Annotated in this window: 16 protein-coding genes; 12 read left to right on the top strand and 4 right to left on the bottom strand. The window is 72.8% G+C overall.

The annotated features are described in order from the left end of the window. Positions 1-15: 15 nt before the first annotated feature. Positions 16-726, bottom strand: a complete 711-nt coding sequence (locus CLV40_RS15860; RefSeq protein WP_104479661.1) for an NUDIX hydrolase — start codon at positions 724-726, stop codon at positions 16-18. Between the two features lie 61 nt (positions 727-787). Between CLV40_RS15860 and nadA the strand changes: the two genes are divergently transcribed. From nadA to trpA, 6 genes are all read left to right on the top strand, one after another. Beyond that, entirely contained in the window at positions 788-1,795 is a 1,008-nt protein-coding gene (gene nadA, locus CLV40_RS15865) for a quinolinate synthase NadA (protein ID WP_104479662.1), read from the top strand. Then, positions 1,792-3,429 carry an L-aspartate oxidase gene (locus CLV40_RS15870; RefSeq protein ID WP_104479663.1) on the top strand — a complete coding sequence of 546 codons (1,638 nt, stop codon included), beginning with the start codon at positions 1,792-1,794 and terminating at the stop codon, positions 3,427-3,429. The genes nadA and CLV40_RS15870 overlap by 4 nt, the downstream gene beginning before the upstream one ends. A gap of 14 nt (positions 3,430-3,443) precedes the next feature. After that, the gene (gene nadC / locus CLV40_RS15875; protein ID WP_104479777.1) at positions 3,444-4,262 is read left to right on the top strand and encodes a carboxylating nicotinate-nucleotide diphosphorylase; all 819 of its coding nucleotides are present in this window, start codon (positions 3,444-3,446) and stop codon (positions 4,260-4,262) included. A 44-nt stretch (positions 4,263-4,306) separates the two neighbouring features. Beyond that, positions 4,307-4,477, top strand: coding sequence for a tryptophan biosynthesis modulator TrpM (trpM, locus tag CLV40_RS38025; RefSeq protein ID WP_181043528.1), 171 nt, complete (start codon positions 4,307-4,309; stop codon positions 4,475-4,477). Between the two features lie 93 nt (positions 4,478-4,570). Then, positions 4,571-5,791 carry a tryptophan synthase subunit beta gene (gene trpB / locus CLV40_RS15885; RefSeq protein WP_104479665.1) on the top strand — a complete coding sequence of 407 codons (1,221 nt, stop codon included), beginning with the start codon at positions 4,571-4,573 and terminating at the stop codon, positions 5,789-5,791. Continuing rightward, positions 5,788-6,591: a tryptophan synthase subunit alpha gene (trpA, locus tag CLV40_RS15890; RefSeq protein ID WP_104479666.1), complete on the top strand. Its 804-nt coding sequence runs from the start codon at positions 5,788-5,790 to the stop codon at positions 6,589-6,591. Before trpB ends, trpA begins: the two co-directional genes overlap by 4 nt. A 1,534-nt stretch (positions 6,592-8,125) precedes the next feature. Here the strand turns inward: trpA and CLV40_RS15895 are convergent. Next, entirely contained in the window at positions 8,126-8,905 is a 780-nt protein-coding gene (locus CLV40_RS15895) for a carbon-nitrogen hydrolase family protein (RefSeq protein WP_104479778.1), read from the bottom strand. Positions 8,906-8,940: 35 nt separating this feature from the next. Between CLV40_RS15895 and CLV40_RS15900 the strand changes: the two genes are divergently transcribed. The 6 genes from CLV40_RS15900 to CLV40_RS38030 all read left to right on the top strand — a co-directional run bounded on the left by CLV40_RS15900 (position 8,941) and on the right by CLV40_RS38030 (position 14,872). Next, a complete protein-coding gene (locus tag CLV40_RS15900; protein ID WP_181043529.1) occupies positions 8,941-10,437 on the top strand; it encodes an ABC transporter substrate-binding protein in 1,497 nt (498 codons plus the stop codon). After that, positions 10,404-11,600 (top strand): aminotransferase class V-fold PLP-dependent enzyme, encoded by a 1,197-nt coding sequence (locus CLV40_RS15905; protein WP_104479668.1) that lies wholly within the window; start codon positions 10,404-10,406, stop codon positions 11,598-11,600. The genes CLV40_RS15900 and CLV40_RS15905 overlap by 34 nt, the downstream gene beginning before the upstream one ends. Positions 11,601-11,673: 73 nt before the next feature. After that, complete coding sequence (gene hisD, locus CLV40_RS15910) at positions 11,674-12,996, top strand: histidinol dehydrogenase (RefSeq protein WP_104479669.1); 1,323 nt, start codon at positions 11,674-11,676, stop codon at positions 12,994-12,996. Next, on the top strand, positions 12,993-14,111 hold the full coding sequence (locus tag CLV40_RS15915) for a histidinol-phosphate transaminase (RefSeq protein WP_104479670.1): 1,119 nt from the start codon (positions 12,993-12,995) through the stop codon (positions 14,109-14,111). The genes hisD and CLV40_RS15915 overlap by 4 nt, the downstream gene beginning before the upstream one ends. After that, positions 14,093-14,710, top strand: a complete 618-nt coding sequence (gene hisB / locus CLV40_RS15920; protein ID WP_104479671.1) for an imidazoleglycerol-phosphate dehydratase HisB — start codon at positions 14,093-14,095, stop codon at positions 14,708-14,710. Before CLV40_RS15915 ends, hisB begins: the two co-directional genes overlap by 19 nt. Then, positions 14,711-14,872, top strand: a complete 162-nt coding sequence (locus CLV40_RS38030) for a hypothetical protein (RefSeq protein ID WP_181043530.1) — start codon at positions 14,711-14,713, stop codon at positions 14,870-14,872. 294 nt (positions 14,873-15,166) lie between these two features. Here CLV40_RS38030 and soxR read toward each other — a convergent pair whose 3' ends face one another. Both soxR and CLV40_RS15930 read right to left on the bottom strand, forming a co-directional pair. After that, on the bottom strand, positions 15,167-15,631 hold the full coding sequence (gene soxR, locus CLV40_RS15925; RefSeq protein ID WP_104479672.1) for a redox-sensitive transcriptional activator SoxR: 465 nt from the start codon (positions 15,629-15,631) through the stop codon (positions 15,167-15,169). A 22-nt stretch (positions 15,632-15,653) separates the two neighbouring features. Continuing rightward, a complete protein-coding gene (locus CLV40_RS15930) occupies positions 15,654-16,199 on the bottom strand; it encodes an RNA 2'-phosphotransferase (protein ID WP_104479673.1) in 546 nt (181 codons plus the stop codon). Positions 16,200-16,222 lie beyond the last annotated feature (23 nt).

The raw sequence follows: 16,222 nt of genomic DNA on the forward strand, positions 1-16,222 counted from the left end.
CCCGATCCGCCGGGCTCAGGTCCCCGTTCCGCGCGGGCTGGGCGGCTTGAGCACCGCGAACGGGTCCGTGACGGCCATCGTGGCCTCCAGGAACCGGAACAGCGCCGCGGGCCGTCCGCCCGACCGACCGGGCCGCTCGGTCTCCCCGGTCGGCTCCAGCAGCCCCCGCCGGGACAGCACGCGCTGCAGGTTGGTGGCCGAGACCCGGTAGCCCAGCGCGGCCGAGTACAGCGACCGCAGCGCCGAGACGGTGAACACCGGGGGCGCGAGGGCGAAGCCGATGTTTGTGTAAGACAGCTTGGCGCGCAGCCGATTACGTGCCCGTAAGACGATCGCGCCGTGGTCGAACGCGGTCTCCGGCATGGCCGAGACCTCGTGCCACTCGGTGTCCGGCGGCAGCGCCGGGTCCAGGTGCGACGGCACCAGGCTGAGGAAGGCGGTGGCCACCACGCGGGGACCGGGCACCCGGTCCGGGGCGCTGAACACCGCGAGCTGCTCGACGTGCGCGACCTGCCGGACGTCGACCTTCTCGGCCAGCTGGCGGCGGATCGAGGCCTCCACGTCCTCGTCCGCGCGCAGCCGCCCGCCGGGCAGTGACCAGCGGTGCGCGTGCGGTTCCAACGCGCGCTCCCACAGCAGCACCCGCAGTGATCCCTGCCGCACTTGCAGCACCGCGGCCAGTACTTCGTGGACGAGCGGTGGTGTCCCGGTGGTAGCATCGGTCATGTTTTCGATCCTAAGGCGAAAACCTCCGGATCGGAAATCGGACAAACGAGGAGGACGACCCATGACCGCGGAAACGATCGACCTGACCCCGTTCACCGGGGTGGAGGCGAACGCCGCGTGGCGGGACGAGGTGCGCGCGCTCGCCGAGGAGCGCGACGCGGTGCTCTTGGCGCACAACTACCAGCTCCCGGAGATCCAGGACATCGCCCACCACACCGGTGACTCGCTCGCGCTGAGCCGGATCGCCGCGTCCAGCGACGCGTCGACGATCATCTTCTGCGGCGTGCACTTCATGGCCGAGACGGCGAAGATCCTGAGCCCGGAGAAGACCGTGCTGATCCCGGACGCGCGAGCGGGCTGCTCCCTCGCCGACTCGATCACCGGCGCGCAGCTTCGGGCGTGGAAGGCCGAGCACCCCGGCGCCGTCGTGGTGTCCTACGTCAACACCACCGCCGAGGTGAAGGCGGAGACCGACATCTGCTGCACGTCGTCCAACGCCGTCGACGTGGTGGCCTCGATCCCGGCCGACCGCGAGGTGCTGTTCCTGCCGGACCAGTTCCTCGGCGCGCACGTCAAGCGCGAGACCGGCCGCGAGAACCTGCACATCTGGGCGGGCGAGTGCCACGTGCACGCAGGCATCAACGGCCCCGAGCTGGCCGAGCGCGCCGCCGCGAACCCCGACGCCGACCTGTTCATCCACCCCGAGTGCGGCTGCGCCACCTCGGCGCTCTACCTCGCGGGGGAGGGCATCGTGGCGCAGGAGCGGGTGAAGATCCTCTCGACCGGCGACATGGTCACCCAGGCCCGCGCGACCAAGGCCAAGCAGGTGCTGGTGGCCACCGAGATCGGCATGATCCACCAGCTGCGCAAGGCCGCGCCGGACGTCGAGTTCAGCGCGGTGAACGACCGGGCGTCGTGCCGGTACATGAAGATGATCACCCCGGCGGCGCTGCTGCGGTCGCTGCGGGAGAACCGCGACGAGGTGCACGTGGACCCGGAGACCGCCGCGCGGGCCCGGGGCGCGGTGCAGCGGATGATCGAGATCGGCCAGCCCGGCGGTGGGGAATGACCGCCGCGACACCGATCCCGCGCTGGGAGGCGCGGGCGGACCTGCTGGTCGTCGGCACCGGGGTGGCCGGGCTGACGGCGGCGCTGCGGGCGCACGCGCTGGGCCTGCGGGTGCTGGTCGTGACCAAGGCCGCCGCCGAGGACGGCAACACCCGGTGGGCGCAGGGCGGCGTGGCCGTGGTGCTGCCGGGTGAGCACGACGAGGGCGATTCGGTCGACCGGCACATCGCCGACACCCTGGTCGCGGGCGCCGGGCTGTGCGACGAGGACGCGGTCCGCGCGATCATCGCCGACGGCCCCGCCGCCGTGACCCGGCTGCGCGAGCTGGGCGCCGAGTTCGACCGGGGCGCGTCGGGCGGCTTGGCGCGCACCCGCGAGGGGGGCCACACGGCGTTCCGCGTGGTGCACGCGGGCGGCGACGCGACCGGCGCGGAGGTCGAGCGGGCGCTGCTCGCCGCCACCCGCGACGGCCGGGTGCCGGTGCTGGAGAACCACGTCGCCGTGCAGGCGCTGAAGACGCCGCTGGGCGCGGTGGCCGGGCTGCACGTGCTGGACCCGGACGGCGTGCCGGGCGTGCTGACCGCGTCCGCCGTGCTGCTGGCCACGGGCGGGCTGGGGCAGCTGTACCAGGCGACGTCGAACCCGGAGGTCGCGACCGGCGACGGGCTCGCGCTCGCGCTGCGGGCCGGGGCGCCGGTGGCCGACGTCGAGTTCGTCCAGTTCCACCCGACGGTGCTCTACACCGGCCAGGGCGCGCGCGGGCGGTGCCCGCTGGTGACCGAGGCGGTGCGCGGCGAGGGTGCGGTGCTGGTCGACGCGACCGGTGCGCGGGTCATGGCGGGTGTGCACCCGCTGGCGGACCTGGCGCCGCGCGACGTGGTGTCCGCCGCGATCACCCGGCACATGGCCCTGGGGCGCGGGGGGATCGACGACCACGTGCTCCTCGACGCGACCCACCTGGACGCCGCGACCTTCCGGACCCGGTTCCCGACGGTGTACGCGGCCTGCCTGGCGGCGGGCGTGGACCCGGTGGTGGAGCCGATCCCGGTGGCGCCCGCCGCGCACTTCGCGTGCGGCGGCGTCGTGTCCGATGTGGACGGTCGGACGCCGGTGGCCGGGCTGTACGCGGCCGGGGAGGTCGCGAGCACGGGGCTGCACGGGGCGAACCGGTTGGCGTCCAACAGCTTGCTGGAGGGGCTGGTCGTGGGGACGCGGGCGGCGGAAGCCGTCGCGGCGGACCTGGCGGCGGGTCGGCTGGCCGATCCCCGGTCGGCCGTGGTGACCTCGCTGCCGGTGGCGCCGGTCGCGGAGCGGGACTCGGTGCAGCGCGTGATGAGCCGGTACGCGGCGATCGGCCGGGAGGCCGAGGGGCTGGCGGTGGTCGGCTCGGTGCTCGACGTGTCCGCTGTGGACCGGGTGCTGGCGTCGCGGGAGCTGGTCGAGGACGCGGCGCTGACGCTGGTGAGCCGGGCGTTGATCGCCGCGGCGTCGGCGCGCGAGGAGAGCCGTGGTTGTCATGTGCGCACGGACTTCCCGGAGAAGGACGCGGCGTGGGCGCGGAGCCAGTGGGTCCGGCTCACGCCGTCGGGTCAGCCGGTGCTCGGCGCCCTGACCGCCCTGCGGGGTGCGGCGTGATCGACCGGGAGGACATGGCCCGCGCGGTCGCCACCGCGCTGGCGGAAGACCTGCGGTACGGACCCGACGCGACCACCGACGCGACCGTCCCGGAAGACGCGGTGGCGGTGGCGGAGCTGACCCCCCGGCGCGCCGGTGTGGTGTCCGGCGTGCCGGTCGCCTTGGCGGTGTTCACGGAAGTCGTGCCGGACCTGACGGTTTTGTCCTCTGTGGACGACGCGGGCGCGGCGGTCGTGGGACAGCCGGTGTTGGTGGTGCGCGGGAACACCCGAGCGCTGCTGACGGCCGAGCGCACGGCCCTGAACTTCCTCTGCCACCTGTCCGGCGTGGCGACAGCCACCGCGGCTTGGGTTTCCGCGGTCGAGGGCACGGGCGCGGCGGTCCGGGACTCCCGGAAAACGTTGCCCGGCCTGCGGTTGCTGGAGAAGTACGCGGTCCGGTGCGGCGGCGGCGTGAACCACCGCCTCGGTCTCGGCGACGCGGTGCTGATCAAGGACAACCACGTCGTCGCCGCCGGTTCCGTGACGGCCGCGCTGAAGGCGGCCCGCGCCCTGGCACCGGCGTTGGAGTGCGAGGTGGAGGTCGACACCCTCGACCAGTTGGACGAGGCGTTGGCCGCCGAGGCCGAACTGGTGCTGCTGGACAACTTCACCGTCGCCGACTGCGCGGAAGCCGTCCGCCGCGCGACCGGTTCCGGGACGCGTTTGGAGGCGTCCGGCGGTTTGACGCTGGACGTCGCCCGGACCTATGCGGAGACCGGTGTCGATTACCTGGCCGTGGGCGGTCTCACGCATTCCTCGCCCGCGCTGGACCTCGGAATGGATTTGCGCTGATTTCTCGTTGTGCCGTGGCGGTGGATTCGGATAAGCTCCACTCCGTGTCCATCGCCACGCGCCTCGCTCCCGGCTGCCGCCCCCGCGGCTGCCGCGCGCCCGCGCGCCTGGTGCGGGGGCGTCGGGTCCGGTACGTGATCGGCGCCGAGGCGGGGCAGGTCAACGGCATGCGATGGCGGCTGTCCCGCGCGCCGGGCGTCGTCTCCCAGGGGTAGTTCGCCCCTTTCTTTCGGCATTCTCGCGCGCTTTCGATCACCATCGACCGTGCGACCGGAGCCGACCGCTCCGGGGTTGGAGCATGCCGAAAAATGTTCGACCATTCATTCTTCCCCGCCGCGAAACACGGTCCGACCGCCGACGGCTATTTCGGCGAATTCGGCGGCAAGTTCATCCCGGAGGCGCTCACCGCCGCCGTGGACGAGGTCGCCGCCGAGTACGAACGGGCCAAGGTGGACCCCGCGTTCACCACGGAGTTCGAGCACCTGCTCGCGCACTACGCGGGCCGCCCGACCGCGCTCACCGAGGTACCCCGCTTCGCCGAGCGCGCGGGCGGCGCGCGGGTCTTCCTCAAGCGCGAGGACCTCAACCACACCGGCTCCCACAAGATCAGCAACGTGCTGGGCCAGGTGCTGCTGACCAAGCGGATGGGCAAGTCGCGGGTCATCGCCGAGACCGGCGCGGGCTCGCACGGCGTGGCGACCGCGACCGCCGCCGCCCTGATGGGCCTGGAGTGCGTGGTCTACATGGGCGAGGTCGACATGGCCCGCCAAGCCCTCAACGTCGCGCGCATGGAACTGCTCGGCGCCACGGTCATCCCGGTCAAGTCCGGTTCCCGCACCCTCAAGGACGCCATCAACGAGACCTTCCGCGACTGGGTGGCCAACGTCGAGACCACGCACTACGTCTTCGGCACCGTCGCGGGCCCGCACCCGTTCCCCGCCATGATCCGCGACTTCCAACGCGTCATCGGCGTCGAGGCCCGCACCCAACTCCTCGACCGCACCGGCCGCCAACCGGACGCCATCATCGCCTGCGTCGGTGGCGGCTCCAACGCGATCGGCCTGTTCCACCCCTTCCTCGACACGACCGCCCGCCTGATCGGCTGCGAGGCCGCCGGTCACGGCCTCACCACCGACAAGCACGCCGCGTCCCTATCTGCGGGCGAACCAGGCATCCTGCACGGCTCCCGTTCCTATGTCCTACAAGACGACGAGGGCCAGATCACCGAGGCCCACTCCATCTCGGCGGGCCTGGACTACCCGGGCATCGGCCCGGAGCACGCCCACCTGCACACCACCGGCCGCGCCGAGTACCGCCCCGTCACCGACACCGCCGCCATGCGCGCGTTCCGGTTGTTGGCCGTCACCGAGGGCATCATCCCCGCGATCGAGAGCGCGCACGCCCTCGCCGGTGCCTTGGAGGTCGGCGCCGAACTGGGACCTGACGGCCTGCTGCTGGTCAGCCTGTCCGGCCGGGGTGACAAGGACATGGACACCGCCACCCGCTACTTCTCCGGAGCCACCGCATGACCGGCAACCTCGACCTGCTCACCGCCACCCTCGCCAAGACCCGCGCCGAGGGCCGCGCCGCCCTGATCGGCGGCCTCCCCGCAGGCTTCCCCACGGTCGACGGCGGCGTCACCGCTCTGCGCGCGATCCTCGACAGCGGCGCCGACATCATCGAAGTCGGCCTACCCCACAGCGACCCGATCCTCGACGGCCCGGTGATCCAAACCGCCGTCGACCAGGCCCTCCGCGACGGCACCCGAATCGCCGACGTCCTCCACACCGTCCGGGAAACCCATGCGGCCACCGGCAAACCCGTGCTGGTGATGTCCTATTGGAACCCCATCGACCGCTACGGCGTGGCCCGCTTCTGCGCCGAACTGGCCGAAGCGGGCGGCGCGGGGTGCATCCTCCCGGACCTGCCCGTCCAGGAGTCCGCCCATTGGCGAGAACACGCGACCGCCCACCACCTGGCCACGGTGTTCGTTGTCGCCCCCAGCAACACAGACGCCCGCCTGCGTGAGGTGACGGCCGCGACCACCGGCTTCGTCTACGCCTCGGCCCTGATGGGCGTCACCGGCGCCCGCCCCACCCTCAGCACCTCGGCGGCCACCCTCGTCGAGCGCCTCCGCCGCGGCACGGACCTCCCGATCTGCGTCGGCATCGGCATCTCGACCCCGGCCCAAGCCGCCCAGGCCGCCACCTTCGCCGACGGCGTCATCGTCGCCTCCGCCCTGGTCCAAACCCTCCTGGACACCCCCACCGACCCCACCGCCCCACGCCGACTCACCACCGCGCTGGCCACCGCCCTCCACCAAACCTGACGCCTGCCCACCCGCGAATCCTCGCTTGATCACGAGTTGTCCACATGCCCCAGAGGGCTATTCAAAAGTTGATCTCCCCCGAAAAGGGGAACGGCCCCAGCCGGTAAGGTCGGGTTCCTCTCACGGAATCCGACCTGGCGGGTGGGGCCGTTGCGATATCAGTCCGCTACAGGGCTTGATCGTTGATATTGGCCCGCCAGAACATGAGCCACACGGTCGCGGCTGACCTCGTCGGCGTGAGTCAATCCACCGTCTCGCGCGTCTTCCGCCGGTTCCTTCCACTGATCGGCCAGGCGTCATGCCTTCACGTCCCGCTATTTCCCGGCGTGCTGACCGGCCGCGTAGGGGGCATCGACGGCACCCCGCTCCCCACCGGCGACCGCGCGGGTCACCGGGACGACCACTTCGGCACATGGCGCCGATCCGGACTGAACGTCCAGGTCGTATCCGGCCTCGAGGGACAACTCCTCGCAGTCTCCATGCCAACCAAGGGATCACCCACGACCGAAGAGCATTCACGATCACCAGCTGGGAGGACACCCTCGCCGACCACGACATACTCGGCGACAAGGCCTATCGCGGCCCGGGCGTGATCGCGCCCATCCAGAAACCGTGTCGAGGCGACTCCTCGCCCGGCGACATCGACCACAACCACAACCACTCGGCCAGACGAGCTGCGGTCGAATGATGCATCGCCCACCTCACACACTGGAAAATGATCTCCAGCCGATACGGAGGGCCCTATCGGGAGTTCCCCGCGATCATTCGGATCATTACAACGCTCGAGTTCTATCGACTCGGCTGGTAGGCCGTATGAATAGCGCTCCCGATCCCATCAACAGGATTTCGCCTGCCCTTCCCCGCTGCCCCAGCGTCGATGGACTGGAGCAGGGCTGTCCCCCCCAAGAGGAGGGCGGGGGCTGTCCTGGGTCTGGGCGGGGTGTGCAAAAAGTTTGCCGGCCACTCGTCGGACATGTTCTCGCGCTGTCCCTGGACGGGGTGGTGTTCGAGCCTGCCGGTGTGGAGGTCGCGCGGCACCGGCGAAGTCGGGCGTGTTGGCGCCGATCTCGTGGATCGCTTACCTGCCGCAGAGTGCCCGACGTTGTCGGCCCCGCTCGACCCGGCCAAGCTGCTCTCGCCCGCTCAACCCCGCGACCTCACAACTCCCCCACCCGACCAAACCGCATGCGCCCACCCACCACGCCGACCCCGAAGGTTGGCGGACTTCGGCAACCTCGTCCGGCCAAGCTGTTCTCGCCCCGCCGACCCACCACCGCGCTGGCCGCTGCACTGCCCAAGGTCTCTCCCCGGCCCGCGCGCGGTTCTCGGCACGACCGCGAGTTGTCCACATAGGCCGAGCCGGTCCACAGGACTTCGGCGTCCCTTCCGATGCGGCCCGGTGCCGATAGGCTGGAGCGGGGCAGACCACCCCAAGGGAAGGGCGGGGGCGCGTTCCCGACTCTTGGTGGACGAGCGATGCGACGGTGGTCGTGGCTTGCCTGGTGCGCGCACCAGGCAAGCCACGACCAGGCCCTCACAGCCGCCGGTTGGCCAACACCGGGATCACCTTCCGCGTCTCCTCGACCGTCTCCGCGTCGATGTCCACCACAACCACCCCCGGCGCACCCGCCAGCTGCGCCACGACCTCCCCCTTCGGCCCGGCCACCGTGCTGTACCCGATCCCCAACGGCGTGTTCCCCGCCACCGGCCCAGGATCCGCCTGCCCCGCCGCCAACACCCACGACGTCGAATCCAACGCCCGGGCCCGCACCAGCAACTCCCACTGCTCCCGCTTCCCCGGCCCCCCCCCCCACGACGCCCCCAGCAGCACCCCCACCGCCCCCGCGTCCGCCAACGCCCGGAACAGCTCCGGGAACCGCACGTCGTAGCAAGTCGCCAACCCCAGCGTCAGCCCGTCCACCGTCACCGTCACCGGCGACGACCCCGCCGCGACCGTCCGCGACTCCGCGAAGCCGAACGCGTCGAACAGGTGGATCTTCCGGTACCCGACGTGCTGGCCCCGCCCCGTCGCCAGCAGCGTGTTGTAGACCCGGCCATCCTCCGCGGGGGTGAACATGCCCGCGACGACCAGCACCCCCGTCTCCTCCGCGATCTCCCGCACCGCCGAGGCCCACGGCCCGTCCAGCGGTTCCGCCAGCGGCCCCAGCGGAACGCTGAACGAGGCCATCGTCGCCTCCGGGAACAGCGCCACCGCCGCGCCGCGGTCCGCCGCGTCGCGGGCGCCCGCGCGGACCAGGTCGAGGTTGGCCGCGGGGTCCGGGGTGGAACTGATCTGACACAGCGCTACTCGCACGGTCGCTCCCTCGTCATCCACTACTGTCGGGTCTCGTGCCGATCCTGCCGCGTCGAACCGGTGTCGTCCTCTGCCTGGTGGCGGTTCTCGGGCTGGCGCTCGCCTGCACGGCCGACCCGCCACCGCCCGCGTCCGGGGACCCGGCCGGGACCTCGCTGGTCATCGGTGTCGCCCAGGAGCCCGCGAGCCTCGACCCGGTGCGCGGGTACGCGCTCAACGGCGCGGCCAAGGTCTTCGACGGGCTGGTCGAGCACCAGCCGGTCGGCACGCTGCGGCCCGCGTTGGCCACGGGGCTGCCCGTCCCGTCGGCCGACGGGAAGTCGTGGACCGCGCGGCTGCGCACCGACGTCTCCTACACCGACGGCAGCGCCTTCGACTCGGCCGACGTCGTCGCCGCCTACCAGCGGGTCATCGCCGACTCGCCGCTCAAGGCGCGGTTCTGGATGCTCGACGGGGTCAAGGCCGTCGACCAGGCCACCGTCCGCTTCGACCTGAACACCCCGTGCGCCTACTTCCCCGACCTGCTCGTCCTCGGCATCCCCTCGGCGGGCACCCCGGACAAGCTCGTCGGCACCGGCCCCTACCAGGTGTCCGACTGGCAGCGGGGCAAGCGCCTGGTGCTCACCGCCAACAAGGCCTACTTCGGCACCCGCCCCGCCATCACCACCGTCACCGTCGAGTTCATCCCCGACGACGAGGTCCGCGCCCAGCGCCTGCGCGACGGCAAGCTCGACGGCACCGCGCTGCCCGCCCGGCTGGCCGCCGACTTCGCCAAGACCGACGGCCTCGCCGTGGTCAACCACAGCAGCGCCGACCTGCGCGCGGTCACCTTCGCGGCCACCGGGCCCACCGCCGACCCGGCCGTGCGCCTCGCCCTCAACCTCGCCGTCGACCGCCAGGACCTGGTCGAGCAGGTCCTGGCGGGCAAGGGCAAGCCCGCGTCGCTGCCGGTGCCGCCGACCCTCGCCGAGTTCGTCGAGCCCGGCGCCGACATCGGCTACGACCCCGCCCGCGCCGCCACCGTCCTCGACGCCGCGGGCTGGGTCGCGGGCGCCGACGGGATCCGCGCCAAGGCGGGGGAGCGGGCCGCGGTCGCCGTCGGCTACCGCGTCGCCGACGTCACCTCCCGCGACCTGGTCGCCGCGTTCGCCGCCACGGCCAAGAAGGTCGGCGTCGAGGTCACCGCGAACCCGACCGCCGAGGTCGACCCCGCCACGCCCCACCTGGTCGCCTTCGGCGACCCGTTCGACCCCGACCCCGCGCTGCACCCCTTGCTGCACCCGGCGGGCGGCACCATCGCCGCCAACCTCGACGCCGCCCGCGCCACCACCGACCCGGCCCAGCGCGCCGTCGCGTTCCGCGCGCTGGAACGGGCGTACGCGACCGCGCCGACCATGGTCGTGCTCGCCGCGCCCGACCATAGCTACGTCATGCGCGAGAACTGGAACGGATACCAGCCCGTGGTCGACGCCGCGGGCACCGACTACACCTGGGGGCCGTGGTGGAACCTGCAAGCCTGGACGCCCAACTGATCGACGCCGCCGCGGCCCAGGGCGACACCCCCGCCGCCGGGCGGGTGTTCCTGGACAGCGCCGGGTCGTCGCTGCCGCCGTCGGCCGTGGTGGACGCCGTGGTCGGGCACCTGCGGCGCGAGGCCGAGATCGGCGGCTACCGGGCCGCCGCCGAGCGGCGCGACGACCTGGAGGCCGGGTACGGCCTGCTCGCCGACTTCCTCGGCTGCGCCCCCGACGAGGTCGCGTTCACCGACAGCGCCACCCGCTCCTGGCTGTCCCTGCTCGACGCGATCCCGCTCGGCCCCGGCGACCGCGTGCTCACCACCGAGGCCGAGTACGGCGGCAACGCCATCCCGTTGCTGCGCGTGGCCGACCAGGCGGGCTTCAGCGTCGAACCCGTCCCTTCCGGACCGGACGGTTCGATCGACCTCGACGCGCTGCGCGGCGCGCTCGACGAGCGGGTCAGGCTCGTCTCGCTCGTGCACGTGCCCACCAACGGCGGCCTGGTCAACCCGGTCGCCGAGGTCGCCGCCGCCGCGCACGGGGTCGGGGCGCTCGTGCTGCTCGACGCGTGCCAGTCGTTCGGCCAGCTGCCCCTCTCGCTGGCGGGCACCGGCGTCGACATGATCACCGCGACCGGCCGCAAGTGGCTGCGCGGACCCCGCGGCACCGGCGTGCTGGCCGTGCGGCGGGACGTCCTGGCGCGGCTGCGACCCCGGCTGGTCGACCTGCGCGGCGCGGTCTGGACGGGGTTGCGCGAGGTCGAGCTCCGCGCCGACGCGCGGGTGCTGGAGCTGTGGGAGCACAGCGTCGCCGACCGGCTCGGGCTGCTCGCCGCCGTCCGCTACGCGTCCGACCTGGGGGTCGATCGGATCGCCGCGTCGGTCGGCGACCGGGCGGCGCGGCTGCGGGCGGGGCTCGCCGAGGTCCCCGGGGTGACCGTGCGGGACATCGGGGCCCAGCGCTGCGGGTTGGTCAGCTTCACCGTCGACGGCCGGTCCGCGGAGCACGTACGTGACGCACTGGCCGACCGGGACGTCACGGTGACGGTCAGCTCCCTGCCCTCGACCCGCTACGACATGACCCGCCGGGCGCTGCCGCAGGTGGTGCGGGCCTCGCCGCACTACTTCGTCTCCCACGCCCAGATCGACACCGCGGTGGGCGCCGTCGCGGACCTGTGACCTGCGGTACCACCTCGGTCCACGCATTCGCGCTACGCATATTCTGGTGCGGTTCACCCGTGGAAAGGACCACATGCTCACCCGCACCGACCTGCGATCGAACGTCCCGTCGCCCGCCGAGCTGCGCGCCGCGCTGCCGCGGGCCGAGGTCGACGTGGACGCGGTGCTGCATCGGGTCCGGCCGATCGTGGACGACGTGCGGGCGCGGGGTGTCGAGGCCGTCCTGGAGTACACCGAGCGCTTCGACGGCGTCCGGCCCGCCTCCGTGCGGGTGCCCGTGGCCGAGCTGGCCGCCGCGCTCGCCGCGCTGGCCCCCGAGGTGCGGGCCGCGCTGGAGGAGTCCATCGCGCGGGCCCGGCGGGTGCACGACGACCAGCGGCGCGTCGACAAGACCACCCAGGTCGTGCCCGGCGGCACGGTCACCGAGCGCTGGGTGCCGGTCGCCCGCGTCGGCCTGTACGCGCCGGGCGGGCTCGCGGTGTACCCGTCGAGCGTGGTCATGAACGTGGTGCCCGCCCAGGCCGCGGGCGTCGAGTCGCTGGTGGTGTGCTCGCCGCCGCAGGCCGAGTTCGGCGGCAGGCCGCACCCGAGCATCCTGGCCGCCGCCGCGCTGCTCGGCGTCGACGAGGTGTGGGCCGTCGGCGGCGCGCAGGCCGCCGCGATCCTGGCCCATGGCGGCACCGACACCGACGGCGCCGCGCTCGACCCGGTCGACATGATCACCGGACCGGGCAACATCTACCTCACCGCCGCCAAGCGCCTGCTGCGCGGGCTGATCGGCATCGACTCCGAGGCCGGGCCGACCGAGATCGCCATCCTCGCCGACGCCACCGCCGACCCGGTGCACGTCGCCGCCGACCTGATCAGCCAGGCCGAGCACGACACGCTGGCGGCCAGCGTCCTGGTCACCGACTCGGTCGAGCTGGCCGACGCGGTCGACGCCGAGCTGGTCCGCCAGGTCGCGGCCACCAAGCACAGCGAGCGGGTCGCGACGGCGTTGTCCGGCAAGCAGTCCGGCACCGTGCTGGTGTCCTCTGTGGACGACGGACTGCGGGTCGTGGACGCCTACGCGGCCGAGCACCTGGAGATCCAGACGGCCGACGCGCGCGCGGTCGCGGCCCGGGTCCGCAACGCGGGCGCGGTGTTCGTCGGCGCGCACTCGCCGGTGTCGCTGGGCGACTACTGCGCGGGCTCCAACCACGTCCTGCCGACCGGCGGCTGCGCGCGGCACTCGTCGGGGCTGTCGGTGCAGACGTTCCTGCGCGGCATCCACGTCGTCGACTACAGCGAGGACGCGCTGCGCGAGGTCGCCGGGCACGTCGTCGCGCTGGCGAACGCGGAAGACCTGCCCGCGCACGGCCAGGCCGTCACCGCGCGCTTCCGGGACGGCGCGTGAGCGCCCCGGGGGAGCGGGCGGTGCTCTCGGACCTGCCGCTGCGCGAGGACCTGCGCGGACGCACGCCTTATGGCGCGCCGCAGCTGGACGTGCCGTACCAGCTCAACACGAACGAGAACCCGTACCCGCCGCCCGCCGAGCTGGTCGACGACATCGCGGCCGCGGTCGCGGAGGTCGCCGGGACGCTGCACCGCTACCCCGACCGGGACGCGGTGGCGCTGCGGACGGACCTGGCCGCGTACCTCTCCGGCGCGACTGGCACGCCGCTGACGGTGGCGAACCTGTGGGCCGCCAACGGGTCCAACGAGATCCTCCAGCAGATCCTGCAGGCCTTCGGCGGGCCGGGGCGGACGGCGCTGGGCTTCGAGCCGTCGTACTCGATGCACCCGATCATCGCGGCGGGCACCCGGACCGAGTGGGCGCCGACGCCGCGGCGCGCGGACTTCTCCCTCGACGTCGCGGCCGCCGTCGAGGTGCTGGCGTCGCGGCAGCCGGACGTGGTGTTCGTGACCAGCCCCAACAACCCGACGGGGCAGTCGATCCCGCTCGACGACCTGCGCGCGCTGGTCGCCGCGGCGCCGGGGATCGTGGTGGTCGACGAGGCGTACGCGGAGTTCTCCCCGCAGGAGAGCGCGGTGCGCCTGATCGACGAGTTCCCGACCCGGGTCATCGTGAGCCGGACGATGAGCAAGGCGTTCGCGTTCGCGGGCGGGCGGCTGGGGTACCTGGCGGCGGCACCGGCCGTCGTGGACGCCCTGCTGCTGGTGCGGCTGCCGTACCACCTCTCGGCGCTGACCCAGGCCGCGGCGCGCGCGGCGCTGCGGCACGCCGCGGGGACGCTGGCGTCGGTGCACGCGCTGGCGGCCGAGCGCGACCGGGTGGCGCAAGCGCTTGCCGGGCTGGGGTACGCGGTCGTGCCGAGCGACGCCAACTTCATCCTCTTCGGACACTTCGCCGACCCCCGGGCCGCCTGGCAGTCCTTTTTGGACGAAGGCGTGCTGATCCGGGACGTTGGCATCCCGGGGCACCTGCGGGTTACCGTGGGCACCCCGGCCGAGAACGACGCGTTCCTCGCCGCGGCGAAGCGCGACACAGCATGGGGGAACGGGCAGTGAGCAACCGAGTCGGCCGCGTCGAGCGGATCACCAGCGAGTCGTCCGTGGTCGTGGAGATCGACCTCGACGGCTCCGGCAAGGTGGAGATCGCCACCGGCGTCCCGTTCTACGACCACATGCTCACCGCCTTCGGCACGCACGGCGCCTTCGACCTGGTGGTCCGGGCGACCGGCGACGTCGACATCGACGCGCACCACACGGTCGAGGACGTCGCCATCGTCCTGGGCCAGGCGCTGCGCGAGGCGCTGGGCGACAAGAAGGGCATCCGCCGCTTCGGCGACGCCTGGATCCCGATGGACGAGACGCTGGCGCACGCGGCCGTGGACGCGTCGGGTCGGCCGTACTGCGTGCACGTGGGCGAGCCGGACGTGATGACGGGTTTCGTGGTGGGCAACAACTACCCCACGGTGCTGAACCGGCACGTCTTCGAGTCCATCGCCTTCCACGCGCAGTTGGCGCTGCACCTGCGGGTGATCCACGGCCGGGACCCGCACCACATCACGGAGGCCGAGTACAAGGCCTTCGCCCGCGCCCTGCGCGCGGCCGTCGAACCGGACCCCCGGATCGGCGGCATCCCCTCGACGAAGGGCGTGCTGTAAGTGCCGAAGGAAGCGCTGACCATCGGCCTGATCGCCCTCGCGGGCATCCTCGTCGGCGGCGTGTACTCGACGTGGAAGACGGCCAAGCTGATGGCCGGGATCCTGCTGGTCCTGGCCCTGCTGGCGGCGGGCGGCGCCGTGGCCTGGTACGTGTCCTCCTGACCCACCCCTCCTGATCCGACGCGATGGCTCGGGCACCGCGGTGTCCCGAGCCACCGTTTCGCTGCTTGCTTTCCACTAGCGACTATTCGCTATCAAGATAATGTGTATTGGCTGGTCATCGTGGTCGCGGTGACGGGGGTGGGCCGAGGTGGCGCGATGGGGAGAGTGGGTGCGGCTGGGCGGGGCGCAAGCACGCCAGGACGGGGCGGGGCGCACCAGGACGGGGCAGGCCGCGCGCACCAGGACGGAAGGCGGACTTCGCGGCGGGGCGGGTCGAGAGGCCCGGGCCGGGACCTACTCGATGCCGCCCTCGGTGGCAGCCTTCAGCCGGGGCGCGCCCGGGCCGAAGTAGGACATCCGGTCGTCGACGTTGACCAGCAGGCAGCTCTTCAGCGACAGGCACCCGCAGCCGATGCAGGACGTCAGGTTGTCGCGCAGCCGCTGGAGCGAGTCGATGCGGGCGTCGAGTTCGGTGCGCCAGGCCTTGGACAGCCGCGACCAGTCGACCTTCGTCGGGGTGCGGCGCTCGGGCAGCGTCTCCAGCGCGTCGTGGATCTCCTCGAGGGTGAGCCCGACGCGCTGGGCGGTGCGGATGAAGGCCAGCCGCCGCAGGACGGCCCGGGGGTAGCGTCGCTGGTTGCCCGCCGTGCGCTCGGAGGTGATCAGGCCGCGCTCCTCGTAGAAGCGCAGGGCCGTGTGCGGGACGCCGCTGCGGTCGGCCACCTCGCCGATGGTCAGCGTTTCGGGCAGTTTGGACACCTGGTCGAGCCTACCGGCGACCTCAAGGTAGGTCGAGGTAACCGGGCGGCACGTGCGCGCACAGCCAGACACCGTTCGCACTGAGGTGGAACACGTGCCCGTCGGTCGCCATCCGACCGGCCTGCACGCTCAGCACGACGGGCTTCCCACGCCGGGCCCCGACGTTGACCGCCGTGTCGTAGGCCGCTGACAGGTGCACCGCGTGCCGCCGCATCGGCCGCAGACCCTCCGCCCGGATCGCGGGGAGCACGGCGGCCACCGTGCCGTGGTAGAGCACCTCGGGCGGACTGGCCTCGGGCAGCCCGAGCTCCACCTCGACGCTGTGCCCCTGGCTGGCCCGGATGCGGGTCCCGGTCTCGTCGAAGGCGTAGCGGGACTTGTTGTTCTCCGCCACGACCCGCTCGAGCAGCGCCCGGTCCATCCGGGTGCCGTGCCGGGCCAGCGCGGCGAGCAGGTCGTCGACGGGCACCCAGCCCGCCGGGTCGAGCGTGACGCCGACGCTGCCCGGGTCGTGGCGCAGCACCTTGGCGAGCCTCTTCGAGAGGCTGATGATCTTCTTGTCTTCCATGTCCGGTTCAGTCAACCAGCCGG

This window comes from Actinokineospora auranticolor, from assembly GCF_002934265.1.
Classification (GTDB): Bacteria; Actinomycetota; Actinomycetes; order Mycobacteriales; family Pseudonocardiaceae; genus Actinokineospora; species Actinokineospora auranticolor.

What these genes read in the sequence shown, in the direction of transcription:
- hisD (WP_104479669.1), top strand. Translation starts at nt 11,674, where the DNA reads ATGCTCACCCGCACCGACCTGCGATCGAACGTCCCGTCGCCCGCCGAG.
- nadC (WP_104479777.1), top strand. Translation starts at nt 3,444, where the DNA reads ATGGCCCGCGCGGTCGCCACCGCGCTGGCGGAAGACCTGCGGTACGGA.
- hisB (WP_104479671.1), top strand. Translation starts at nt 14,093, where the DNA reads ATGGGGGAACGGGCAGTGAGCAACCGAGTCGGCCGCGTCGAGCGGATC.
- CLV40_RS15870 (WP_104479663.1), top strand. Translation starts at nt 1,792, where the DNA reads ATGACCGCCGCGACACCGATCCCGCGCTGGGAGGCGCGGGCGGACCTG.
- nadA (WP_104479662.1), top strand. Translation starts at nt 788, where the DNA reads ATGACCGCGGAAACGATCGACCTGACCCCGTTCACCGGGGTGGAGGCG.
- CLV40_RS15860 (WP_104479661.1), bottom strand. Translation starts at nt 726, where the DNA reads ATGACCGATGCTACCACCGGGACACCACCGCTCGTCCACGAAGTACTG.
- trpB (WP_104479665.1), top strand. Translation starts at nt 4,571, where the DNA reads ATGTTCGACCATTCATTCTTCCCCGCCGCGAAACACGGTCCGACCGCC.
- trpA (WP_104479666.1), top strand. Translation starts at nt 5,788, where the DNA reads ATGACCGGCAACCTCGACCTGCTCACCGCCACCCTCGCCAAGACCCGC.
- CLV40_RS15930 (WP_104479673.1), bottom strand. Translation starts at nt 16,199, where the DNA reads ATGGAAGACAAGAAGATCATCAGCCTCTCGAAGAGGCTCGCCAAGGTG.